Annotated in this window: 26 protein-coding genes and 1 pseudogene; 7 read left to right on the top strand and 20 right to left on the bottom strand. The window is 49.6% G+C overall.

All coding sequences use genetic code 11. The annotated features are described in order from the left end of the window. Positions 1-23: 23 nt before the first annotated feature. The 13 genes from AC6IB1_RS10515 to AC6IB1_RS10455 form a co-directional block, all read right to left on the bottom strand. On the bottom strand, positions 24-500 hold the full coding sequence (locus AC6IB1_RS10515) for a gp16 family protein (RefSeq protein ID WP_497568990.1): 477 nt from the start codon (positions 498-500) through the stop codon (positions 24-26). Then, positions 493-927 (bottom strand): hypothetical protein, encoded by a 435-nt coding sequence (locus tag AC6IB1_RS10510; protein ID WP_497568989.1) that lies wholly within the window; start codon positions 925-927, stop codon positions 493-495. The genes AC6IB1_RS10515 and AC6IB1_RS10510 overlap by 8 nt, the downstream gene beginning before the upstream one ends. Further along, a complete protein-coding gene (locus AC6IB1_RS10505) occupies positions 924-1,154 on the bottom strand; it encodes a hypothetical protein (protein ID WP_497568988.1) in 231 nt (76 codons plus the stop codon). The genes AC6IB1_RS10510 and AC6IB1_RS10505 overlap by 4 nt, the downstream gene beginning before the upstream one ends. Next, on the bottom strand, positions 1,141-1,377 hold the full coding sequence (locus AC6IB1_RS10500; protein WP_497568987.1) for a hypothetical protein: 237 nt from the start codon (positions 1,375-1,377) through the stop codon (positions 1,141-1,143). Before AC6IB1_RS10500 ends, AC6IB1_RS10505 begins: the two co-directional genes overlap by 14 nt. A gap of 73 nt (positions 1,378-1,450) precedes the next feature. Further along, positions 1,451-1,648, bottom strand: coding sequence for a hypothetical protein (locus AC6IB1_RS10495; protein WP_114995264.1), 198 nt, complete (start codon positions 1,646-1,648; stop codon positions 1,451-1,453). Between the two features lie 6 nt (positions 1,649-1,654). Beyond that, positions 1,655-1,924 carry a hypothetical protein gene (locus AC6IB1_RS10490; RefSeq protein WP_497568986.1) on the bottom strand — a complete coding sequence of 90 codons (270 nt, stop codon included), beginning with the start codon at positions 1,922-1,924 and terminating at the stop codon, positions 1,655-1,657. A gap of 9 nt (positions 1,925-1,933) precedes the next feature. After that, complete coding sequence (locus AC6IB1_RS10485) at positions 1,934-2,542, bottom strand: DUF3164 family protein (protein ID WP_497568985.1); 609 nt, start codon at positions 2,540-2,542, stop codon at positions 1,934-1,936. A 1-nt stretch (position 2,543) separates the two neighbouring features. Further along, positions 2,544-2,777: a Kil protein family gene (locus tag AC6IB1_RS10480; protein ID WP_497568984.1), complete on the bottom strand. Its 234-nt coding sequence runs from the start codon at positions 2,775-2,777 to the stop codon at positions 2,544-2,546. A 26-nt stretch (positions 2,778-2,803) separates the two neighbouring features. Then, entirely contained in the window at positions 2,804-3,352 is a 549-nt protein-coding gene (locus AC6IB1_RS10475; RefSeq protein WP_497568983.1) for a hypothetical protein, read from the bottom strand. Next, positions 3,336-3,962, bottom strand: coding sequence for a hypothetical protein (locus tag AC6IB1_RS10470; protein ID WP_497568982.1), 627 nt, complete (start codon positions 3,960-3,962; stop codon positions 3,336-3,338). The genes AC6IB1_RS10475 and AC6IB1_RS10470 overlap by 17 nt, the downstream gene beginning before the upstream one ends. Before the next feature lie 11 nt (positions 3,963-3,973). Next, positions 3,974-4,705, bottom strand: a complete 732-nt coding sequence (locus AC6IB1_RS10465; RefSeq protein WP_497568981.1) for an AAA family ATPase — start codon at positions 4,703-4,705, stop codon at positions 3,974-3,976. 119 nt (positions 4,706-4,824) lie between these two features. After that, the gene (locus tag AC6IB1_RS10460) at positions 4,825-7,047 is read right to left on the bottom strand and encodes a DNA-binding protein (RefSeq protein WP_497568980.1); all 2,223 of its coding nucleotides are present in this window, start codon (positions 7,045-7,047) and stop codon (positions 4,825-4,827) included. Continuing rightward, positions 7,040-7,267, bottom strand: coding sequence for a hypothetical protein (locus tag AC6IB1_RS10455; RefSeq protein ID WP_114995256.1), 228 nt, complete (start codon positions 7,265-7,267; stop codon positions 7,040-7,042). The genes AC6IB1_RS10460 and AC6IB1_RS10455 overlap by 8 nt, the downstream gene beginning before the upstream one ends. A 172-nt stretch (positions 7,268-7,439) precedes the next feature. Here AC6IB1_RS10455 and AC6IB1_RS10450 point away from each other — a divergent pair, with 172 nt between their 5' ends. Continuing rightward, positions 7,440-8,135 carry a LexA family transcriptional regulator gene (locus tag AC6IB1_RS10450; RefSeq protein ID WP_114995255.1) on the top strand — a complete coding sequence of 232 codons (696 nt, stop codon included), beginning with the start codon at positions 7,440-7,442 and terminating at the stop codon, positions 8,133-8,135. A 575-nt stretch (positions 8,136-8,710) separates the two neighbouring features. On the opposite strand, the gene AC6IB1_RS10445 is transcribed toward AC6IB1_RS10450, so the two are convergent. Both AC6IB1_RS10445 and AC6IB1_RS10440 read right to left on the bottom strand, forming a co-directional pair. Continuing rightward, complete coding sequence (locus AC6IB1_RS10445) at positions 8,711-9,673, bottom strand: integron integrase (RefSeq protein WP_497568979.1); 963 nt, start codon at positions 9,671-9,673, stop codon at positions 8,711-8,713. A 299-nt stretch (positions 9,674-9,972) separates the two neighbouring features. After that, positions 9,973-11,394 carry an IS1182 family transposase gene (locus AC6IB1_RS10440; protein WP_497567121.1) on the bottom strand — a complete coding sequence of 474 codons (1,422 nt, stop codon included), beginning with the start codon at positions 11,392-11,394 and terminating at the stop codon, positions 9,973-9,975. Positions 11,395-11,594: 200 nt separating this feature from the next. Between AC6IB1_RS10440 and AC6IB1_RS10435 the strand changes: the two genes are divergently transcribed. Both AC6IB1_RS10435 and AC6IB1_RS10430 read left to right on the top strand, forming a co-directional pair. Beyond that, entirely contained in the window at positions 11,595-11,969 is a 375-nt protein-coding gene (locus tag AC6IB1_RS10435; RefSeq protein WP_267769595.1) for a DUF6864 domain-containing function, read from the top strand. After that, complete coding sequence (locus tag AC6IB1_RS10430) at positions 11,959-12,288, top strand: hypothetical protein (RefSeq protein ID WP_267769597.1); 330 nt, start codon at positions 11,959-11,961, stop codon at positions 12,286-12,288. Before AC6IB1_RS10435 ends, AC6IB1_RS10430 begins: the two co-directional genes overlap by 11 nt. Positions 12,289-12,556: 268 nt before the next feature. Here AC6IB1_RS10430 and AC6IB1_RS10425 read toward each other — a convergent pair whose 3' ends face one another. Both AC6IB1_RS10425 and AC6IB1_RS10420 read right to left on the bottom strand, forming a co-directional pair. Continuing rightward, the gene (locus AC6IB1_RS10425; protein ID WP_497568978.1) at positions 12,557-13,603 is read right to left on the bottom strand and encodes an IS91 family transposase; all 1,047 of its coding nucleotides are present in this window, start codon (positions 13,601-13,603) and stop codon (positions 12,557-12,559) included. Then, a complete protein-coding gene (locus tag AC6IB1_RS10420; protein ID WP_497566128.1) occupies positions 13,600-14,481 on the bottom strand; it encodes a tyrosine-type recombinase/integrase in 882 nt (293 codons plus the stop codon). Before AC6IB1_RS10420 ends, AC6IB1_RS10425 begins: the two co-directional genes overlap by 4 nt. A 213-nt stretch (positions 14,482-14,694) precedes the next feature. Between AC6IB1_RS10420 and AC6IB1_RS10415 the strand changes: the two genes are divergently transcribed. After that, positions 14,695-15,234, top strand: coding sequence for an isochorismatase family protein (locus AC6IB1_RS10415; protein WP_497568977.1), 540 nt, complete (start codon positions 14,695-14,697; stop codon positions 15,232-15,234). A gap of 118 nt (positions 15,235-15,352) precedes the next feature. Here AC6IB1_RS10415 and AC6IB1_RS10410 read toward each other — a convergent pair. Beyond that, a pseudogene (locus AC6IB1_RS10410) lies at positions 15,353-15,769 on the bottom strand (amino acid permease); the annotation flags it as partial. A gap of 72 nt (positions 15,770-15,841) precedes the next feature. On the opposite strand from AC6IB1_RS10410, the gene AC6IB1_RS10405 reads away from it, so the two are divergent. Continuing rightward, positions 15,842-16,816, top strand: a complete 975-nt coding sequence (locus tag AC6IB1_RS10405; RefSeq protein WP_497568976.1) for a DUF294 nucleotidyltransferase-like domain-containing protein — start codon at positions 15,842-15,844, stop codon at positions 16,814-16,816. 97 nt (positions 16,817-16,913) lie between these two features. Continuing rightward, positions 16,914-17,537, top strand: coding sequence for an exonuclease domain-containing protein (locus AC6IB1_RS10400; protein WP_497568975.1), 624 nt, complete (start codon positions 16,914-16,916; stop codon positions 17,535-17,537). A 10-nt stretch (positions 17,538-17,547) separates the two neighbouring features. Here AC6IB1_RS10400 and AC6IB1_RS10395 read toward each other — a convergent pair whose 3' ends face one another. Beyond that, positions 17,548-18,537, bottom strand: coding sequence for a substrate-binding domain-containing protein (locus AC6IB1_RS10395; RefSeq protein WP_497568974.1), 990 nt, complete (start codon positions 18,535-18,537; stop codon positions 17,548-17,550). Positions 18,538-18,748: 211 nt separating this feature from the next. After that, entirely contained in the window at positions 18,749-19,786 is a 1,038-nt protein-coding gene (gene pyrC / locus AC6IB1_RS10390; RefSeq protein WP_497568973.1) for a dihydroorotase, read from the bottom strand. Between the two features lie 369 nt (positions 19,787-20,155). On the opposite strand from pyrC, the gene AC6IB1_RS10385 reads away from it, so the two are divergent. Beyond that, on the top strand, positions 20,156-21,199 hold the full coding sequence (locus tag AC6IB1_RS10385) for an NAD(P)H-dependent flavin oxidoreductase (protein ID WP_497568972.1): 1,044 nt from the start codon (positions 20,156-20,158) through the stop codon (positions 21,197-21,199).

The raw sequence follows: 21,199 nt of genomic DNA, 5'->3' as shown, positions 1-21,199 counted from the left end.
GATCATTAAAGCGCCTCAGAAAATTATTTGGGCTTCATTTTTCTCATTGTTTCACGGTGGTGCCATCTCTTAAGGCTTTCTAGTACTGTTCGTTTTTGTACGTCACTGAGCCATGCCACCGAGCTAACACCTATACCATTGTTACGTGAAGTCATTCGTCGAACATACGCATCCAATGCCGTTTCTGAGTAGTCACGAACAATGCCTTGCTTTGCCATTGTGATCCAAAGGGCGCGAATCTTTCCAATCATGGTGCGCGTCCCTTTGGATTTCGGGCTGTAGCGTTTTCCGCGGGCAAGCGTTTTGCCTTTCTTCTGGCGCTTAAAGCCTTGGCGTTCCATCGCAGCCAGTACCTTATCCAGTTCCGCGATTTTCATGGTTGAACAACTGGCCTTGCCCGTTTCGCGGGAGAGCAGGGCGCGGTAGGTGTCGTCGTCCAGCTGCAGCTCGCGCTTGCCAACGTGGATCAGTTGAATCAGACGTTTGCGGTTGTCACTCATCAGCCACCTCCAAGCAATTAGCCTTCACCAGTTTCAGCCCTTCGAGCTTTTTAAACTGGCGGCAGAGGACAGAGGCTTTGTTGAAATAAGGTTCTAACCAGGTGTGCTTTTCGTCGATGTCAGGAAACATCTCTTTTAACCTTCTAACGCCAAGCTTTTTCTTTACCTCCTTAACCCTCGAAGGTTTGTATAATGCACGGCTTCTGGTATTCCAGACTTCGTCCAAGATTGCTGGCTTATCTCTGGTCTCATCCAAAAGCCACGCGCCTTTGATTTCATCGTCGATATAAACGCCTAAAGCCGTCTGGTTCTCTTTGACGCGAACGCGCTGAATGGTCAACTCATGGCCTTTGTAGCCAAAAATGACTTGTACGAAATGCTGCTGCATTTCCTCTTCCAGCTTCTTCCACATTTCCGTAGTGATCATTTGCCAATCTCCTCAGTGGTGACCTTTTCTGGCGTGACGTACTTGAAGAAAGCATCGTTGCAGTTTGGACATATGGTCATTGAGTCCCATACAGCAAGCGCGACGCTCGGCGCGAGCGTCATCAACTCCACTTCGCAACATGGGGCTTTGTAGGTCAGTACATTGGCACCGCGCTCGATTGCGTTTTTGAAAAAGGCGCGGTGGTTTTCCATGCTAGTTACTTCCATTTGCTGTCTCCTTTACCCACCACTCTGACACCGTCAGCAGCTGCACCAACTCGACAGCCAGCACTTCACCTTTCTTGCTGTAGGTGTAGATATCTGCACAACCGCATTCGCTGGTGAATACTTGCTTGCATGTCATGTCTTCGACCTGACACAGCGCCAGCGCCTCGCGAGTTGATACCTGTTTAAAGCCCTTTAAAGGCGGGTTAAATGGTGGTTTTTTCATCGTTTACTCAAAATTTGGGTGTAAAAAAGGCCCCGCCTGCGAGTCAGTGCATTTGGGGCCAGTCTTGCTGCTATTAAGCGTTTATCGCGTCGCTGGTTGGTGGCGGCACCTTACCAAGTAACCAGCGGATAGTTTCCGTCACGCCGTCTTCATAGGTAGCGTCGGGGTAGGCCGTGCCCTGGTCATCAATCAGGGCTTCGGCGTTCTCCAACTCTTGAAGCAGGGCGCGAAGGCTATGCACAGAGATAAACGGTTGGTTTTCGTCTGCCATCGGCCCTCACTTATGCTCAATCACAGGCGGGGTTTTGGTGATACCCAGCAGGTACTGCAGGGTGTCTGCCACGCCTTTTTTGTAAAGACTTCCGCTGTTAGCCGCGTCACGCTGAACCGTGGTAAGCAGCAACATCAGGTCTTCTGGTGTGTGCTGCTTCAGGTTCTCGCTAAGGAATCGCAGGCGTTCTTCACCAAGGGCCATATCCAAAGCACCGCGCGTATTCGGGGCAACAATGTCCAACTGGTTGAAACGTGGGTTTGTTCTCGCTTCCATGCTGCCTCCTTAAAGCTTCGCGATATCGAGTGGAATTTGAACGTAACAACCATCGCCCTTGCGCTCGTAAAGGCGCAGGTAAGCACTGGTGCCGGTCACTTGGATGGAATCGGCAATGGCATCCATCGCTTCGTTCCACTCCGCATCATCGATATCCAGCTGGCGCAGCGAAAGCACCTGGTTCACATCGATACGGCCTTGCTTGTTAACGCGAAACGCATGGTCAACCAGGGCTTTAATCTGGTCGTTTGCGCCTTCGCTCCAACGGTTGATGCAGCTATCAATCAGCGTTTTGGCTGCCTGAATGCGTTCATCAAACACGCGGTGTTCACCCTTGGCGCGAACCAGTTTGTAACGGCCATCGAAGCTCATCAGCGTCACGTTGCCTTTGGTGCCGCCGTATTTCACGTCGTACTCTTCGGCAGAGAGGTCAACGAAATCGCTGATTTCATTCATCGCGCCCACTTTGAAAATCGCCATGATTTTCTGCAGGTCGCGTGCATCTGCTACCACACGCTGCACCAGGTCATCACGCAGCAGGTCAATCGGTTTAATGTGGCTTTCTGGCACCATGTGGCCTTGAGCGTTTTGGCGGTAACCTTGAATTGTGTCAGTCATCTTATGCCTCCCAGACAACACAGCAGCCAGAGTGACGCGCCGCACGAATGCGACGGGTCAGGCCATTAACGTTTTCAGTAATTTCAATGCTGTGGCCTTCCAGTTCTGGCACAGGTGCATCAACTAACACCATCAGCATTTTTTCTTTTTGCGTGGTTCGGATTACACGGCAGTTCATGCCCTGTAGCGTTTTTAAAAGGCGTTTAGCCTTGTATTGCACATTCGAATTTTCCATTTTGAATGTCTCCGGTGAGCCGTGGCTCACTTCTTTATCTGTCGGTTGTAGCGGTTACCCAGGGCAACCAGTTCACGCTTTAGCAAGTCGATGTAGAGGCGGTGAAAACTCCCCGCCATGGTTTCTGCATCTGTCTTGGCTTGCCGCTCAAGGCGGGCGCAGACAGCTTGTGCGTCGTAGGCGCGTTCTGTGCTGCGTTCCGCGTTGGGCATACGCTGCACCCGTGAGGGTGTTTGCGTTAGCCGAACTGGCTGGCTTAACCGTTCCTCAAGCTGGCTGTGCTGGCACCCGCTGCGGCAGGCTTTCCACAGGCGAATCGCCTGCGGAGAGCTGCCAACGTGCGTGGCGGCTTGGTGTGCTGCGCATTTGTGCTTCGGGATTTCCCCGAGCACAGGGCACTCAACCGTGTGTCCCATGTACATGCTTTCCACCAGACCTTGAACACGTTCGAGGTTGCCAGGGTACTTGCCATTAATGACCTGAGAGATCATCGTTTTAGAAACGCCCATCGCATTGGCGACACTGCTGAGCGAAGTGCTTTCCACTTGCCTTTTCAGTTCATCGAGCCATGACATGGGCTATCTCCTTGCTTGGCGAGTTCCGAACTTCGTTTTTGGTTTCCGACTCGGAACGGTAGGGATAAAACGTCTTTTCGTTTTGATCCCAGAGTCCACTTCTGCGCCCTTTTGGAGCGAGGCGACCAGTGTCGCGAACCAGTAACCAGACAGCTTCATATCCGTTGTTCAGCACTTTGGCCTGTTGTCCCCGCACTTTAAACGGGGCCAGATAGCCAGCCCTGTTCAGTGCATTGATAAAACGTTCTGCAACCTGCGGCGTTACATCAATGGACGAAAGAAGGTCGGTAACGGTGAATTTCCGTGTGATCTTCATGTTGTTCCAAAGCATTTGCCTGTCGCTTTTTGAGAACTTCCGTTTGGCCTTAAGCTTGGCGCGTTTGTTACCAAAAACTGGACGCGCAAACGGTGTTTTCTCATAACGTTTTGGGTCTCCTGGAATGCCCTTGCCGCTGACATGGACAAGAAAACCTCTGTTCGCAAATCGGCTGAGATTGACACTCACCAAGTCAGCCGAAATGCCCGTGTGTTTCGCTACTTCTGGGGTTGTCACCGAATCGCATGTTCGGATATAGGCCCAAATTCGTTCACACTTGTATTCCCTGCTCATAGGGGCCTCCGCTAGTTACGAGAAACCGTCATGAACAGGTCGAGGCCAGCAATGTCTTCCATTGTTACGATGCCATCTGGCGGCGGGTTACCGTTTACAGCACGTTCAATTTTGCTCAGTGAAGAGAGGATGGTGCGCACCACGCCGCGAGATTTCACGCGGATATGGTCGAGCACGGCATCTTCGAGCTGGATATGCTCGTCGATTTCCATCAGCTCGTAAGCGAAGGTGGCAACGTCCTGCAAGTCAGCAGGCTTGAACTCCACCCACTCGCTGATGCGGTTGAACAGCTGCTTACGGTGCTGGATGCGACGCGCAATGTCCTCCATGCCAACCAACACTACTGGCTGCTCCGTGTTGTCGTAGATATCACGGAAGGATTCCATGATCTTTTTGTTACCCACCACGTAGTCTGCCTCGTCAATAAACAGGCTGAATTCTTGGCGGCGAACTACATCAATGATGTCGTCGAGGGTTTTGTAAACACGGCCTGCGGGGATAATGCCGCACTCTTTGGCAATGCGCTCGAGCACTGAGGTAGGCGTATCGTTGGCATTGCAGCGTACATACACCCCGTTGGTGGTCTCCAGGTTGAACAGGTACTGCAATGCAGTGGTTTTACCAAAGCCTGATTCACCATGAATCAACCCCATACCCGGCACAATTTGTGAGCGGGTGATCAAGTTTTCGAGCAGTGCCATGGCAGCTGACACGTTTTTTACGTCGACAATTTTGTTTCTCATGTCTATTATTTCCTTTATTCCTAATGCTCATTTAATGAGCGCTTAATAGGGCTCACATCCATGCCAGTGGTTGTGGGCCTTTCCTTTTTCTGGCGTTGGCGAATAGCCAACCCCTGAAACTACTTTGCCTTTCGGCTCTCTTTTCCGGATTCGATGTACTTCCGGATTCGTGGCGCAGTGAGTTGGTGCGTTCGCATGTACTCGTTGAACCACTTGGTTTGGCGTTCATCCAACTCCTCACCATTTTTCAGTTTTTCCGCCATGTCCCAGGCAATTTCACGCTCACTTTTCAGCATTCGTGCTTCTTGCTCTGCGGTGCGCTCGCGTTGTTGGCGACGCTGTTCACGGCTGCGTTCAATGGCTTCCAGTTCGGCTGCACTGCGCTCGGTGGAAGGTTTTACACCTGCTTTTTCCAGTGCCTTAATCACTGGGTTGCTGTGCTCTTCGGTCTCGCGAGGGAAGGGCAGCATGTTGTTGCGGCGTTTCGCCTGAGCAATCTGCTCGGCGGCCAGCTCATCAATCCCCAGCTCTTCGGCGTATCGCTTCATGTCGCGTTTAAATGCCCTGAGTGACTTCTCGGTTTTCCTGCGTACCGCAATAAACTCAGCAGGGCTTATCTCTCGGCCAATCAAGTCAGCGTTCACCGCTTCTATACATTCGCCACTGCCATCCATTGGGTAGATGTAGGCTTTAGCCACGTCGCACGGGTCTAAGTACACATTCACACGCTGGCGCATATAGCGTTCTTCTTGCAGCTCCGGTGCGCGGTAAATCAGGTTGTTCACCTGAACACCACCACGGCGCACTGACTTCTCACCAACATGGTTGAGCAAGGTGTCTAACGCTCTCGGGTCTGAGATCACCACGGGTTTATATTTCGCATTCCCGTATTGCTGATACGGGCTGATATCCCCAATGCCGCCGTGCGGTTTTTGGTGGTAGCAGTGCTCCAGCCAGTCATCCATAAACGCTTGGAATTCCTCTGGCGTCATGCCGATGTCTAACGCATCTTCGTAACGCTTTTTCTTTCCATCACCGATTCGGGCCGCGAACTCATGACGCGCCTCTATCAGCTCGCGGTCTTGCACGTTATGGCCGATGTAGTTGGGCATCACTTCCACAATGCCGCCCTGGAACGTGCCAAAGAATCGCTCTATGTAGGGCTTTTCCCAGCCAGAGAACGGGGTGGCTTTTACATGCTTCACACCCAGCGCACGGATTAAGGTGACCGTTTTCTTCGCAACGTAATCCGAGCCGTTATCCGTCTTTATCTGGCCGTCTTCGTTTGGCAAACCCCAATCAAGGATCGCTTTGCGAAGGCACAGGCCAACCGCTTCGGCGGTAGAGGTGGACGCCAGAATCAGCTTCACCCGACGGGTAAACACATCGATACAGCCAACAATGGAGTAACGAACCAGCTTGTCGTTCACGCGCAACATGATGTCGGTTGGCGTTGAATCCAGCTCCCACAGGTCATTCGGTTGTGAAACCCATGCCTCGTGCTGCTGAATCAGGCCACGTTCTTTGCCATAAAAGCCTTTATGGTCTGTCGCCAGTGTGAATTTCCCTTGGTTCTGTTCTACCCATTGCTTTATCCAACGGCCAAAACTGGAAGCACCTGGAATTTCCCAATTCGCGCCCTTTTTCTCTTTTTGCACAATTGCATATTCACGCATTTTGTTAGGCTGCGATTTAAAGTGCGGCCGTGCGATCAAAAGGGTGATACAGAACTGCTCAAAATCCGGCTGGTTCGCGATAACGCTGTCACCACGACGCGGGCTTCTTTTCGTCACCAACGACATGATCCCGCCTTCACGAAGTAGCCCATACCAGCGGTCAACCGTTGCACGGCTGATGGACTTCACCGCGCCATAAACGCTTTCATCCAACGGCAACGTTTGGTTTTTAAACGCCTCAAGAAACTGGCGATGCCCTTCCGAAATTCGCCCCTCAAAGGCACGCAAAAACCCGTCTCTCACTTCCACAATCGAAAGCCTTGCCAGTGCAAGCACGCGGTCTTTCTCCGGCATCATGTTGATCTGCCGCATCGCCTCAGTGGAAACAGAAAACACGGCTCGCTTCTCTGCGGCTTCCTTCGCTTCAAGTTCCGCGACCAGCTCCTTGGCGGCACGCTCACCTTCGTTTTCCAATACGGCGTTTTTGGCTAATTCCGCGATGGTTTCAGAAGGCAGAGAGCTGATGTGGTATTCCCATCCTTTTCCCTGTTCCCGCTTTCGTTTTTGCCAATCCTCTTTGTCTGCTTTTAGACGCAGATTGTTTGCGGCTGATGGAAGGCCAGGCAAACCGATCAGCTCTTGAACTGAAAACCAGTGCTTACTCATGGTCTGTCCTTAATTCCTCAGCATTAAGTGTCTTGCCAAGTTCATTCATGATTTGCTTGGCAAGCTTACGGCGCGGTTTCTTTTTACACTCAGGTGCGAAGTTTTTTATGCAATGGTGAACCGTCCTAGGGTGAAACCCCTTTTCATTCGCCCACGCGGCTACGCTATATCCCTGAGCTTTTAGAGCGCCGCATATTTCATAGGCAGTATCTACCTTCATGACTATGCTCCGTGTTAATCTACTGTCCGACTCGGTAACTTACCGAAAGTGACAATAAGACTTTAGACTTCCCAATAAGACTTTTCAACGATCTTTTGGGGCGCTTGCATGCATTGTGCGATCAATCGCACATGTGGTTTTTTTTAATCTTTAAATATCAATCGGTTATTTAATGTCGAAAATAATGGATGAAGGTTGTTTTCCAGAGGAAGGTATTGAGTCTTTTCCAAATAGACTCAAGGAGATTATTGGGACTGACACACTGAAAGAGTACGCATCAGCTGTTGGTATCTCTGAGGGGGGGTTGCGAAAGTACTTACCCCCATCTAGATCTCTTCCTTCTTTCGATAAGGTAGTAAGGTTTGCAAAGTACTCAGGCGTTAGTATTCAGTGGTTAGCCACTGGTGAAGGACAAAAGTACGTTTCTGAGTCCAATTGTGATGATGACGTTTCATCCGAATTTGCATTGATTGACGGATTTCACAGCACAATAGAGCAAATCGACAACTGTAATGACGTAGGGGAAGTTCGTCGACGGCTTGCGTTTCGTAAAAAGTGGTTGTCCTGGCGTGGCCTTAATCCCGAAAATTTAAAAATATTTTTTGTGAAAAGCACTGTTGAAGGAGGGCTAATCAGTAGCGGTGATACCGTGATGATAGACTTTTCAGATAAGTTAATTTCCGATGGCGCATTCGCTTTGAAACTGAAGGATGCGACGGTCGTTCGCTGGCTGATTGTGAAAGCTGATGGTGGAGTGGATGTTCATGCTGATAAGCAAAAGCCTCCAATTGAAACTCTCTCTGAATCTGAAGCGAGTAATCTGTGTGTGTTAGGGCGGGTTGTATGGCTTGGTAAAGACCTGGTTTAACCTGCGACATTAATCACAATAGAAAAGTACGTCACCAGCGTACTTTTCTATTGCTTATATTTCCGCCGCAAAAATTGCTATCACTCCGTCAGCACTGGCTTCAGGAAGAGTTAGTGAAAAAGTACGTTGCGTACTTTTCTCAATCCGCATAACTTGGAATGCTTATATACAAAAAACGGCTTAACCCCGCATCACACCTTGGTTAAACCGCATTTAAACAAAAACACCTTCTCAAATTATCCGGTTCTTAAAATCCGCCTGGATACCGAACCCCCCCAAAAACCCGTTTCAAACTATCCGGTTCGACCCCTCGCGATTTATCGCGCCAAATTCGCCTCAATCCCTTGGTATCACTGGATTCGTCCCACCAAATCCCAACCGATCCCATTTAATCCCTATTTCTCATTCTATTCGGTGCCTTACAGCTCGCCTGCGGTTTTGTTTCCCTAATGCTCTAATATGGCACGCAAAAAAACTCCCTTTCAAACCCTACTTATTGCCCGATTTATTAGAATCTAGCCCTGTAGAGATACTGGGTTGATTTACCAGTGGCGGTAGCGTGCTTTTCGCTCAAGTTAGATGTTAGAGAGGGGGCTTGCTACACCCATTGCGCCATTTTGCAGTATATGCGTGTAAATCTGAGTTGTTCTTACATCTGAGTGGCCTAACTGTGCTTGCACGGTTCGGATATCGGCACCCGATTGAAGAAGATGTGTTGCAAATGAATGGCGAAGTGTATGTGGTGTAACGTGTTTCTTGATATCAGCATTCCTAGCTGCAGTGTTCACCGACCGTTGTATTTGTTTTTCATTAATATGGTGTCTTCGGATAGCTCCTGTCTCTGGATCTCGGCTTACCTTGTGGGAAGGAAACAGATACTGCCACGGTAAACTCTTGCTCTGAGATGCGTATTTATCACGTAACCGATGGGGCATCCAAACACCGACATAGTGTTGATGATACATATCTCGGTTAAGAATAGCTTCAACGTGATTGATTTGCCTTTTTAGCGAATCAAACAATTCAGGCGCCAATGTGACAATCCTATTTTTTGCCCCTTTACCATCGAAGATTTTCAGGCACTGATAGTCGAAATCGATATCTTTGACCCGCAACCGCACCGCCTCCATCAGGCGCAGCCCGCTGCCGTACATCAATGCACAGGGTAAATAGTGTTGTGGAGGGACGAGTTCCAATACCTTTCGCATCTCGTTCCGTGTTAACACAACCGGAAGCTTTTGCTTTCTTTTCGTCATTGCAAAATCGAGAGAGATAGAAAGCGGCTGACGAACTATTTCCCTATAGAGGAAAACCAAGGCGTTTAGCGCTAGAGCCTGCGTTTTGGGTGAAACATCTCGAACATTGGCGAGATGACTCAGATATGCTTCGACGTCGGTATCGCCCATTTCTGCTGGGTGTTTCATGTTGTGAAAGCGAATAAACGCGGCAATCCAATGAAGGTATGCCTCTATTGTTTTTTTAGCATATCGCTTGCGATACATAAGCTCTTTAATGGATTGCAAGAAGAGAGATTTCATACGCCACTCAGAGATAAATTTTACTGTGTATATGTACAGTTATCACCTCGTTGGTGGTTAGCGCAAGAAATACCCCAAAATGGGGTGTTTTCACATCTTAGTTTTGTGAGCACCATTGTTAAACTGTGAAAACAATAAGTTACTTAGTGGTGTAGAATGTGTGCATCACAAAATTGGACAAAATGGGGTGTTTAAACACCCCATTTTCAGATTGCTGACTAACCCCGCTTTTTCAAGCGGGGTTTTCTTTTGTTAGCGGCCGAAGGCCGCGATCGCGCTATTTTTCCATATTGTTATGTTCAGGCTGCTTTTAGCCCATAGACGCTAAATTGCGTCACTATCTGGACTATTTGCCGTGTATTGAGCCCGATTTTTCGAAGATAAGCCTCCAGTAAGGCTATCTTCTTGATGTTTTGCGCTGCTGCCGCCAACCAGCATTGGATTTGTACTTTCAACAGACCACGGAACCTCGCATAGCGATGGCCATGATGTTGTTTGGCATCTGCGAAGCTTCGCTCCACCGTCTCTGCCCGTCGTCGGTACACTTTCTTTCCCCAGGCTGTCAGCCTCAAGGCATTGGCATTCTCTACCGATTTCTCGAACAGGTGCCGGGTTATCACCCGTTTGTGATTCTTGCTCTTGGTGCAATCATCGCGCAGCGGACAGGTTTTGCATATCTGTGGGTCAGAGTGATACTCGCGGTATGCCTGACGGTTGGTGGTCTTGTAAACCAGCTCCTGTCCCTGAGGACAGAGATAGCGGTCCGTCTCTTTGTCGTAATGAAAGTGCTTTTTCTTGATAGGATTCTTCGTACGGTGCGGCCGGCGGTATCCCATCACCGGCAGGATTTGGCGCTGCTCCAGTTCATGGCAGATAGTCGCGGTGAAGTAACCGGCATCAAGCCCGGCGGCAACAGGCGAGAGCGTAAAGCGCGCTAACGTGGTATCCAGACGGGCGATATACGGTTGGGCGTCATTCACATTGCCTGGCGTGACATGGGTGTCGAGGATGATGCCGTGTTTGCCGTCGACGGTGCGATGGTCAAGGTAGAAGAAGCCCTGTGGTTTTTGGTCCCGTGTCATGAACCCGCTGTCTGGGTCGGTGGTGCTGACTTTGGTGTTTTTCTCAATGTGACCATCTTTCGGTTTGAGTGGGCGTTTTCCTTCTGCTGCACGGTCAGCGTCAACCGCTTCATCTAACAGCTCGGCATAAGCACTGACGTTTTGTTTCACCAGTTCGTTACGGTATTTACGCTTGTTGGCATTGGCTTTCAGGTGAGTGCTGTCGGTAAACAAGACGCGTCCCTCGACCATACCTTTGCTCATCGCCTGTTCGACGATACGGATGAAGATGCGTTCGAACACGTCGGTATCATTGAAGCGACGGCGGCGATTCTGGCTCAAGGTGGACGCATCAATCACCTTTTCAGTGAGTGACATGCGAAGGAACCAGCGGTAAGCGACATTGACCTCGATGTCTTTGACGAGCTGGCGTTCACTTTTAACACCGAAGAGGAAGCCTAGGAGCAGGATTTTGAACAGGCGAACGGGGTCTATCGCAGGACGGCCATTGTTGTGGCAGTAGAGATGGGCGACTTCGTCGCGGATAAACTCAAAGTCGACGGCAGCATCGATTTTGCGAACAAGATGGTTTTTGGGAACCAACTGTTCGAGTGTCACCATCTCGAATTCATATTGCTGAGGGCCAGGGTCTTTAAGCATGTCACCACATCCATGATTGATTTGCTTATCCCTTATTAGATCAAAGCCCCAGCCAAATGGCCAGGGCTTTGTCAGCAGTCTGAAAATGGGGTGTTTAAACACCCCATTTTGGGATCTAATAAATTGTTAGGGAGCTCATTTGGCTCCTGTTACGCAAGTTATGGTATAGTTCGACAATCTTCATCAACAGTACGAATCATATGAACAAATACGGCATCCAAGTTTCAAAATTCACCAATGGTTTAGAAGTGTTAGACTCTGGTGTTGTACATATTTCAACTCCAGATATTGAGTTTCGTGTTGATAATCTGACAATTAGATTTTTATTTGAACAAGACAGTGGTTCTTCGAGATATGAAGGGCAAGTTGAAGAGGGGATATTGGTGTTTAGGCTTTTTAACTTTCAAAATCCCCTTGGCGAAGGTTTAGATGAGCCCGTTCCTATTGCTTCTATCAAAGGTAGAGAGCTGTACTTGCAATTTTATGTAAATTCGAATCTGCGAGGTGCGAATGGGCAAAAAGCTTTCCGAGAGTTCAAATACACGTTTTTGTTAGGAGGGGCTAATGAGCAATAGAGATAATGGAGAATTCACGTTTGTTCAAAGCTCAACTGATAAAAAGAACTCTCAGGCAAGAATAAATGAAAAGCATTTAGTCGGAAAAATAGCGAGCCAAATTGGTACTGGACAAAATGCTAAAGACTCATTTATATGGATGACGATTACGTGGAGTTTTTATATTTCTACTGGTTTATCAGCCGCTATATTTCTCAAGCATTGCTTTATTACACCCAGTGATAATGGCGACTTTATGACTTATATTAAAGATATTTGGTCAATATTCACGCCAATAATCACTTTGGCATTAGGATATGCTTTTGGTAAAGGCCAGTAGTTTCTGAGCGCCCTAACAAATAAGAATAAGTGTCGCGCAGCCGACACTTTATTTGGGTGTTGAACAAGCCCGTCGCTGCTTTATTAAGTAAATTGCTCGGATGCGCATAGAGAGGAAGCCCGCCGGTCACTGATTGACAGGCGAGCGCCGCCAGGAAGTTATCAGGTATCGCATAACTTCAAGGGGTTACGTGACTGTGTGTCTCTTTCTCTGCGTTTTCTCCTTCGTCTAAATGGCGGCCATTCTCCTTATTCTGTTCGCCTTTCGGCTATCTCGGTCGTGTTACGCCCACACAGACCAGGCGACGCTCCCCGCAGGTAGGGCAACCCCGGACAGTGTGGTGTTTGGTGGGCGCCTCTTGCGGCAAGGTCGAATGTGCCACATGAAGCAGCATCAGCTGGATCGTGAGCCGTTTTTGTTTGGCACTGCCATGCAACAGACCATAGTCGCGCACCCGTTGCAGCCCTTTGGGTAACACATGCTGCAGTATCAACATCAAAAAGCGCGGGGTTGGCAAAGAGCGCGTCATCGACTGTTTTGTCTGGCTGTCGGTGTAACGGAAGGTCACCTGATCATCGCTGATGTCGATAATATCTTTGTCTGGTAACACCCCCCGATACAGATACCGAGAGAGGTACTTGAGGGCGGGTAATCCCTGTCCCACGGCGCGGCAGTCCACGACCCATTGCGTTGGCAACGAGGGTGGCAAGGTCAAGGTGGGATGGGCGTTGATGGCGGCCAACAGCCGGGCGCGCCAGACCGACGCCAGTGCCGCGTGAGGGTAAAGGAACTGCTTATTGCCCTTATGCCACTGGCGGCGCGTGGGGTGGTAAAACCCCGCAGGCACAATGGCATGCAGGTGCGGGTGCATATCCCGCCGTCGGTTGTGGGTGTGGAGCACCAGGGTAAAGCCACTGTCGCCGCCATGTTTGCGCTGGGCAAACGCCTTGAGTACAGACGCTGCGACCGAGAACATCAAGGCATACAAGGGTTTGGCCTGTGTACGGGCCAGGTGACGCATTGGCGCAGGCAGCGTGAAGGTCACCATAAAATACGAGGTCGGCAACAGCTTAGCCGCCTGTCGTTGGAGCCATTGCACCGTGTGAGGGTGTTGGCATTGGGGGCAGTGGCGATGCCCGCACGAGAGCGGTGTTCGCTCGTCATGGTGACAGCCCTGACATGCCCATTGTGATGTTCCCAACGCTCCGGTCCGACAACGGGTCATGGCAAAGATAGCCCGCCCGATATCCGGAGTAAGGTGTCGAGTATCTAGGGTTCCTGCATGCTGTTGCAGCAGTTGGATAAAGGCACTCATGGCGCCTCCCACATGATGGTGAGGCCAGACGCGAGTTGATTGACTGCCTGATGAAGTTGGGCGTGCTTCACGTCAGTGAGTTGGGTGTAGCGCGCCGTGGTGGTGAGGCTGGCATGACCGAGCAGGCGTTGCAGAGAGCGTAAATCCAAGCCTTGTTCGAGCAGGTGGGTGGCATAACAATGGCGCAGGGAATGAGGACTGATGGCCTTATGAATACCGACGTCCCGACAGACCTGCTTCATGGCTTTTTGCACGCCGCCGCGGTCCATCGGCCCTTCATTGCCAATACCGGGAAAAAGCAAGGTTGGGTGGCGATGGGTGCACCAGTATTGACGCAACACCGTGAGGGTGTTGTCGGGCAGCGGCACCAAGCGGTCTTTACCGCCCTTGGCATTGCGGATATGCACTTGATGGTGGGCACTGTCGATATCCCCGACAGTGAGTTGCAGTCCTTCGCCCAGACGCAATCCGAGACAATAAAGGGTGTAGAAGAAGCGTTGATAGCGGGGTTGTCGGGTAAAGGTGATGAGCAGCCCGACTTCGTTGGGGGTTAAGATATCTGGCAGGCGTTTGACCTGAGGGGGCTTGACGATATCGAGCCATTCCCACTGCTTATTGAGGGTATAGCGGTAGAAGAACTGCAGGCCATTACGGTCGAGCTTCACGGTGCTCCAGGAATGGGATGCGATAAGGCGCACGAAGTAGGTTTTGAGCTGTTGCTGAGAGAGGTTGTCGGGGGGAGAATCGAAGAAGGCGGCAATACGCCGGACAGCGCGGGCATAGGCGTCAATGGTGGCGGGACGTTTGCCTTGAAGGGTTAAGTTGTTGAGGTGCTGTTGGTAAAGGGCCTCGAAGTGCTGTTGTTGTTGCGGGTTCATGGTGTTTCTCCTGTCTGCTGGTGATGGGCAGGGTTGGGAGAAACGTAGGCGGTCAGGCGGCATTCTGCCGCGTAGCGGCTTCGTTCAACAAACGGTTCAAGAGGGACAGCCAATGGATACCATTTTGCTGTACGCCTATGAGAAGATGCTCTGGTAAATTTTCTACTTTCATCTCGATCAGATTGTCGATTCTACATAAACCAAGGAGGGGGCATGTTATCACGGAAGAATACGGGGCTTGTTGTCGTGGATGTTCAGGGCAAGCTTGCCCGCTTAGTCCATGACAGTGAACGAGTCATTGCCAACTGTGAGACGCTAGTGAAAGGAGCAAGGGCGCTCGGACTGCCGATTATCCTGCTGGAACAAAATCCCGACAAATTAGGCTGCACAGTTGATGAGCTTAAGGCTCACCTTGATGGTGTCGATCCTATATCCAAATTCACGTTTAATGCCTGTGAAGCACTGGGGTTTCTTGAAGCCGTTAAGGCGATGAAAGCAGATACCTGGTTAATCTGTGGTATTGAGGCGCATATTTGTGTGTATCAAACAGCAAGAGGCTTGGTGGATGCCGGTTTTAATGTTGAGCTTGTCAGCGAGTGTGTTTCTTCACGTACATTGTCCAATGTGCAGCTTGGTATAAATCGCTCGAAAGACAATGGTGTTACGATCACGGGGTTGGAAATGTGCCTTTATGAACTGGTGCAAGACTGTCGTCATCCTACGTTTAAACAGATACTCAGGCTCGTTCGCTAGTATCAGGTCTGAGGCCTTATAATGCAGTTCGCAAAATCCCGGCTCAGATATCAAAAGGGCACCATGTGGTGCCCAGGGTGCCTAAAGCCAACAGGCCTTGGTTATTGAGAGCGTAATTTTATACTGTATGGGAAGCCGGTTTGGCTTCTTTCATGCGCTCTTCTTTGTTCAATGACTTTTCGTATTGGCTGTATTTCCACCAAGCGAAGCCAAGGAAAATCACAATACCGCCAACGTTGTAGAAAATGATGGTCATGATGTCAGCACCTGTCGGGAAGGTGGACGCCAGGAAACCAACCGTAAAGATAGCGATCAACACGGAGACGGTGGCGATGCCCATCTTACGTGAACCCATTTTAAAATCGCGCTCTAGGTGATCCAGTTTTAAGCGTAAGTTCAGGTAAGCCAACATAATGAACAGTGGTGGTAGCATCGATGCTGCTGCAGTCATATTGATGACAGTGTTCATCAGATCTTGAGCGGTATCTGAACCGAGTGTTGGGATGATCATCAATGGAATGACGATAAGGAACTGGTACAAAAACATGGCGTACAAGCCATCTACTTAATTGAAAAAATTCGCAATTGCAATACCTTAGATGCGTTAGTGGCGTTAACACCGTTGCGCCAATCGGTATTTGAGGCGATGGTCGAAGCGTGTATGCCCGCGCAGACTGTTGGTCAAGTGCTGACGATGATTTACGATGTGTTTACCTCTCAATTGCTGAAAATGGCTGAACAGGCCATTGGCAAGCCACCTTGTCGCTACGCCTGGATCGTTGCAGGATCGCATGCAAGGTCGGAAGTGCATTTAGGCTCAGATCAGGATAACGCTTTGGTGCTCGAAGATTGCGCGACAGAAGAGGATAGGATCTACTTTCAACATTTCGCCATGTTTGTCTGTAAAGGGTTGGCAGCCTGTGGATACTCACTGTGCAGTGGGCGTTTTATGGCTGCGACGTCAAAATGGAATCAACCACTTTATATTTGGCGGCAATATTACCGAAAATGGGCGAACAACCCCGAATATGACATGTTGCTCAACCTGAATGTGTTTTTAGAAATACGTTTGATCGCGGGAGATGAAAGCCTGTTTGAGCAATTAGAACAACATCGTCACCAGTGCGTGACACACAACCCGCGTCTGATGTTTGCTCTGGTTAGAAACCTACTCAGAGAGCGACCACCGCTTGGCATATTCAATAACTTAGTGTTAGAGAGGGATCGGAGTGATGGAAAAATGCTCAATATCAAAAAAGCAGCGATTGGTTTGCTGGTAGATATGGCAAGAATTTATGCGCTCAGTAAGGGGGGAGAAATGAATTCGACGGAGGAGCGAATTCAATTTGCCTATGACCAAGGACTCATCAACGAAAGCTCTTATCAAGATTTGATCGGCGCTTACCGCTATGTTACGCAACTGCGGTATACACATCATCTCCACTGTATTAGAGAAGGAAATGGTGTCAGCAACGCGATTTATCCTGAGCGATTTGGCAGTTTTGAACGTCAACATTTGAAAGATGCGTTTCGTATTATTGGTGGTTATCAAGACGCATTAAAAATGAAGTTTGGGTCTTAACATGTTTAAGAGAAATTCATGGAAAACGGAAGGGTTAACCAATGAGCGAATTTGCGCACAGCATCATTACCTTACAAGGGAACAGTGGCCATCTTCGTTGAGTGCGTTGATTGATATGCCACTACCAAGTGCATCTTCAGATCTTAAGGCACTTGACACGCTGGTATTGGACTTCGAGACCAGTGGTCTTGACGCAGAGCAAGATAAGGTCCTGAGTATGGGCTGGGTTGAGATCCGCCAGAGCCAAATCCGCTTGAGCAGTGCTCGCCATATATTGGTGAATCAGCCTGTTTTGAACGGATATGATTCGGCAAGAATTCATCACCTAAGGCCAGAAACACTGCGTGATTGTGGCGTGAGTGAGCACCATGCGTTTTCGCAACTGTTTGATGTAATGAAAGGGAAAGTTATCGTGGCTCATGGTAGCGTAATAGAAAAACGCTTTTTAGCGCGTTATCTCACTCTGCACTATGGACAAATCAATTTACCATTGGTTTGGCTCGATACATTAAAAATCGAACAATATCGTGAGCAGTTAAGACAGGTGAGCCGCGATTGGCGTTTGAGCTCGGTAAGAGCGGCACACGGTTTACCGGATTACCAAGCACATAATGCACTCAATGACGCGATTGCCACAGCGGAGTTGTATTTAGCGCAAGTTCACCGTTTATTTAGCCATAAACGCGCACCGTTGCATGTTTTGGCCAGTATTTCGAGTTAAGTACAGTGGGCTAAACTGAATTTCTACGCACTAATGTTGGGCTGAAGATTGCCGTTTCTGCCTCGATTTTTTCTCCGCCCGCCAGTGCTAACGCTAATTTTGCCGCACGTTCTGCCATCATTTCGATGGGATAACGAATAGTGGTTAACCCAGGATGGACGAAGCGTGCAATTAAACCGTCATCAAAGCCCACCAAGACCATATCCTTAGGTACGTTAATGCCATTTTCCTCCAACACAGCCAGCGCTCCGGCGGCCATATAGTCGTTATAGGCAAACACGCCTGTAATGGCTAACGATTTGGTGAGAAGCCGAGTCATTGCGATTTCGCCGCCATCACTGTTTGGTTCACCATATTCGATATAACTTTTGGGCAGTTCAATACCGTGTGCATCCAGTGCAGCTTGATAGCCTTGCAAGCGTTGATGGGTATCTTCGATATCATGCGACGATGCAATATGGGCAATGTTTTTGTGTCCGTGCCGTATTAAATACTCGGTCGCGATGAAGGCGCCTTTTTCATTATCGAGTGAAATACAACGTCCCGCCAATTGAGGAATATGGCGGTTGATCAGTACCATCCCCTTGACTTCATTCGCGTAGCCGACCAATTCTTCATCTGACAGTGCTTTGGCGTGAATGACCATCGCATCACACCTGCTGTGGATCAGCAACTCAAGAGCACGACGTTCATCGTCGGCGTCATGGTATCCGTTACCGATTAACAAGTGCTTTCCCTGTTTATGTGCAATGCGATCTACTGACTTGATCATCGTACCAAAAAAGGGGTCGGAGACATCACCGACCAACACACCCATGGTATTGGTGCTTTGGCTAACCAGTGCTCGTGCGGCTGCATTGGGTCGGTAGCCTAATTTACTCATGGCTTTAGTGACCGAGTCGATAGAGGCTTGGCTCGCTTTAGGAGATTTATTGAGCACTCGGGAAACCGTCGCGACGGAAACGCCTGCTTCCTTTGCAACATCTTTGATCGTCGCCATAGCACGCCCTTACTGGCTAAAAACTTAAACGAGAAGTATTGAACACTTACTGTGTAACGATGACAAATTGATAAACAGCCTGTCAGCGAAAAGACACATTATTTCGCTTGTATGCAGAGATAGTTAATCAATGTATACGTTTACAGCACTGGGAGAGTACAGCACGTCGTTATTTGCTTCAAGGTGTATACTGTTTTTCGCGTTTTCTGTTTTAGGTGAATGACTTCACTTTCCAACGGATATTTTCACCGGCACGGATTGGTACGACAATATCCTGTCCAAATGGCATGGTGGCAGGGACCGGCCACGCTTCTTTCGTCAGGGTGACGGTGTCGGTGTTACGCGGCAAGCCATAGAAATCCGGTCCATTAAAGCTGGCAAAGGCTTCCAGATTCTCCAGCTTTCCTTCCTGCTCAAACACTTCAGCATAAAGCTCCAGTGCGGCGTGCGCTGTGTAAGACCCCGCGCACCCACAGGCTGATTCTTTCGCGCCTTTCGCGTGTGGTGCTGAGTCTGTACCGAGGAAGAACTTCTTGCTGCCACTGGTTGCCGCTTCAACCAGTGCTTCCTGGTGCGTGTTGCGCTTCAGGATGGGCAGACAGTAGAAATGGGGCTTAATACCACCGACCAGCATATGGTTGCGGTTATACATCAGGTGGTGCGCAGTGATGGTAGCCGCTACGTTTTCATTGGCATTTTTCACAAAGTTTGCGGCATCGGCTGTGGTGATGTGCTCAAGCACGACTTTTAAACCTGGGAAGTCATTCACGATGGGTGCCAGAACCGTATCGAGGAAGGCTTTTTCACGGTCGAAGATATCCACGTCATGATGGGTCACTTCGCCGTGTACCAGTAGCAGCATGCCCACGTCCTGCATGGCTTCCAGAACAGGGTAAATGTTCTTCGCGTTGGTGACACCGGAATCTGAGTTGGTTGTAGCACCCGCAGGATAAAGTTTCGCTGCGACTACCGCACCGGAGGCTTTCGCTTTGCGGATTTCGTCAGGGGAGGTGTTGTCGGTCAGGTACAGTGACATCAGCGGTTCAAATTGTGCGGAGGGCTTTTGCGCCATAATGCGTTCGCGGTAAGCCAGTGCCATGTCAGTATTGATCACAGGAGGAACAGTGTTTGGCATGATCAGCGCGCGGCCGTTATAACGGCTGATATCGCGGACGGTATCAACCAGTACATCGCCATCACGAAGGTGGACATGCCAGTCGTCAGGGCGAGTAATTGTAAGTGTGTTCATTAAGGCGTCCCTCCATAGCTAAAAATCGGATTGGCGCCTGTTGGCAAGGTATATGAAATAAAAAAGCAAACGCTTGCGCTCAGGCGGCAGGATGATAGTGGAAAAGGGCTTTTATTTCATCTTCTTTCTCTCATTTTCGGGGCGTGGTGACGTTTTGTATGTTGGCTGCGTACCCATAGAAGGTTGTTTGTTTCCCCTGTTTACAGAACACTTTTTTGAGCGTGCTTTGAAATCAATATGCATATTGATGTATTTATTGTTTGAAGGCATCGTCAAAATGATGCCTTATTTATCAGGCAATGGATTGTTTTGATTTATGGTTTGGTGTCACTGAATGTTTAACAGCCATCTGGAGAAAAGGACTGAGATATGGAAAAACTGGATTTCGCTGAGTGGCTGGGGATAGATATCCCCTTGGTTCAGGCACCGATGGCGGGTGTACAAAACAGCCGGTTAGCCATTGCTGTTAGTGATGCCGGAGGGCTGGGTTCGATTCCCTGCGGGATGTTATCTGCAGAGCAAATTGTCGATGAAATCGAACAGTTTCGGGAGGCCAGTAGTAATCCTTATAATCTCAATTTCTTCTGCCATCTTTCACATCCTTTTGATGAGATTCGTCATCGCCGCTGGCGGGCCGAGCTCAAACCTTTCTTCACGCGCTATGGTATTGATGAAAGTACGCTGGATAACCGCGCCAGCCGATTGCCATTCAGTTACGAGATTGCCGATGTGATTGCACCTTATGCCCCGCCTGTTATCAGTTTTCATTTTGGGCTGCCGGAGCCGTCTTTACTTGAACGGGTGAAAGGCTGGGGGGCGAAAGTGTTCTCTACTGCTACCACGGTGGAAGAAGCTGTGTGGCTGGAACAGCATGGGTGTGATGCTGTGATTGTACAGGGTGTGGAAGCGGGTGGTCACCGGGGAATGTTTCTCACCGAATCACTGGACTCCCAACGGCCGACGTTTGATTTGCTTCAGGATGTGATAGCCGCGGTTGGTTTACCTGTCATCGCCGCTGGTGGTATCGCTACACGGGAGCATGTTGAGCATGCGCGCTCTCTGGGTGCTGCCGCTGTACAGATAGGTACGGCGTATCTTCTCTGCCATGAAGCCGACACCTCAGCGCTTCATCGTCAGGCGTTAACATCCAGTGCGGCGCAGCATACGGCATTGACCAATGTCTTTTCAGGACGTCCGGCACGGGGCATTGTTAACGGCGCGATGGCATCGCTCGGTTGCATCAACACATGTGCGCCTGTATTTCCCTATGCATCGATTGAAATGGCCCCATTACGCGCCGCCGCAGAAAAAGAGGGTAGGGATGATTTCACGCCCTTATGGTCTGGCACCAATAACGCCTTTTGTGAGGAAGCCAGTGCGGCAGACATTACCCGGAGGTTGATGGGCATGTAA

The organism is Grimontia sp. THUN1695 (genome assembly GCF_059704325.2).
This window is presented reverse-complemented; position numbering and strand designations above follow the sequence as displayed.

Coding starts and splice junctions, on each gene's coding strand:
- AC6IB1_RS10515 (WP_497568990.1), bottom strand. CDS start 500: ATGAGTGACAACCGCAAACGTCTGATTCAACTGATCCACGTTGGCAAG.
- AC6IB1_RS10510 (WP_497568989.1), bottom strand. CDS start 927: ATGATCACTACGGAAATGTGGAAGAAGCTGGAAGAGGAAATGCAGCAG.
- AC6IB1_RS10505 (WP_497568988.1), bottom strand. CDS start 1,154: ATGGAAGTAACTAGCATGGAAAACCACCGCGCCTTTTTCAAAAACGCA.
- AC6IB1_RS10500 (WP_497568987.1), bottom strand. CDS start 1,377: ATGAAAAAACCACCATTTAACCCGCCTTTAAAGGGCTTTAAACAGGTA.
- AC6IB1_RS10495 (WP_114995264.1), bottom strand. CDS start 1,648: ATGGCAGACGAAAACCAACCGTTTATCTCTGTGCATAGCCTTCGCGCC.
- AC6IB1_RS10490 (WP_497568986.1), bottom strand. CDS start 1,924: ATGGAAGCGAGAACAAACCCACGTTTCAACCAGTTGGACATTGTTGCC.
- AC6IB1_RS10485 (WP_497568985.1), bottom strand. CDS start 2,542: ATGACTGACACAATTCAAGGTTACCGCCAAAACGCTCAAGGCCACATG.
- AC6IB1_RS10480 (WP_497568984.1), bottom strand. CDS start 2,777: ATGGAAAATTCGAATGTGCAATACAAGGCTAAACGCCTTTTAAAAACG.
- AC6IB1_RS10475 (WP_497568983.1), bottom strand. CDS start 3,352: ATGTCATGGCTCGATGAACTGAAAAGGCAAGTGGAAAGCACTTCGCTC.
- AC6IB1_RS10470 (WP_497568982.1), bottom strand. CDS start 3,962: ATGAGCAGGGAATACAAGTGTGAACGAATTTGGGCCTATATCCGAACA.
- AC6IB1_RS10465 (WP_497568981.1), bottom strand. CDS start 4,705: ATGAGAAACAAAATTGTCGACGTAAAAAACGTGTCAGCTGCCATGGCA.
- AC6IB1_RS10460 (WP_497568980.1), bottom strand. CDS start 7,047: ATGAGTAAGCACTGGTTTTCAGTTCAAGAGCTGATCGGTTTGCCTGGC.
- AC6IB1_RS10455 (WP_114995256.1), bottom strand. CDS start 7,267: ATGAAGGTAGATACTGCCTATGAAATATGCGGCGCTCTAAAAGCTCAG.
- AC6IB1_RS10450 (WP_114995255.1), top strand. CDS start 7,440: ATGTCGAAAATAATGGATGAAGGTTGTTTTCCAGAGGAAGGTATTGAG.
- AC6IB1_RS10445 (WP_497568979.1), bottom strand. CDS start 9,673: ATGAAATCTCTCTTCTTGCAATCCATTAAAGAGCTTATGTATCGCAAG.
- AC6IB1_RS10440 (WP_497567121.1), bottom strand. CDS start 11,394: ATGCTTAAAGACCCTGGCCCTCAGCAATATGAATTCGAGATGGTGACA.
- AC6IB1_RS10435 (WP_267769595.1), top strand. CDS start 11,595: ATGAACAAATACGGCATCCAAGTTTCAAAATTCACCAATGGTTTAGAA.
- AC6IB1_RS10430 (WP_267769597.1), top strand. CDS start 11,959: ATGAGCAATAGAGATAATGGAGAATTCACGTTTGTTCAAAGCTCAACT.
- AC6IB1_RS10425 (WP_497568978.1), bottom strand. CDS start 13,603: ATGAGTGCCTTTATCCAACTGCTGCAACAGCATGCAGGAACCCTAGAT.
- AC6IB1_RS10420 (WP_497566128.1), bottom strand. CDS start 14,481: ATGAACCCGCAACAACAACAGCACTTCGAGGCCCTTTACCAACAGCAC.
- AC6IB1_RS10415 (WP_497568977.1), top strand. CDS start 14,695: ATGTTATCACGGAAGAATACGGGGCTTGTTGTCGTGGATGTTCAGGGC.
- AC6IB1_RS10395 (WP_497568974.1), bottom strand. CDS start 18,537: ATGGCGACGATCAAAGATGTTGCAAAGGAAGCAGGCGTTTCCGTCGCG.
- pyrC (WP_497568973.1), bottom strand. CDS start 19,786: ATGAACACACTTACAATTACTCGCCCTGACGACTGGCATGTCCACCTT.
- AC6IB1_RS10385 (WP_497568972.1), top strand. CDS start 20,156: ATGGAAAAACTGGATTTCGCTGAGTGGCTGGGGATAGATATCCCCTTG.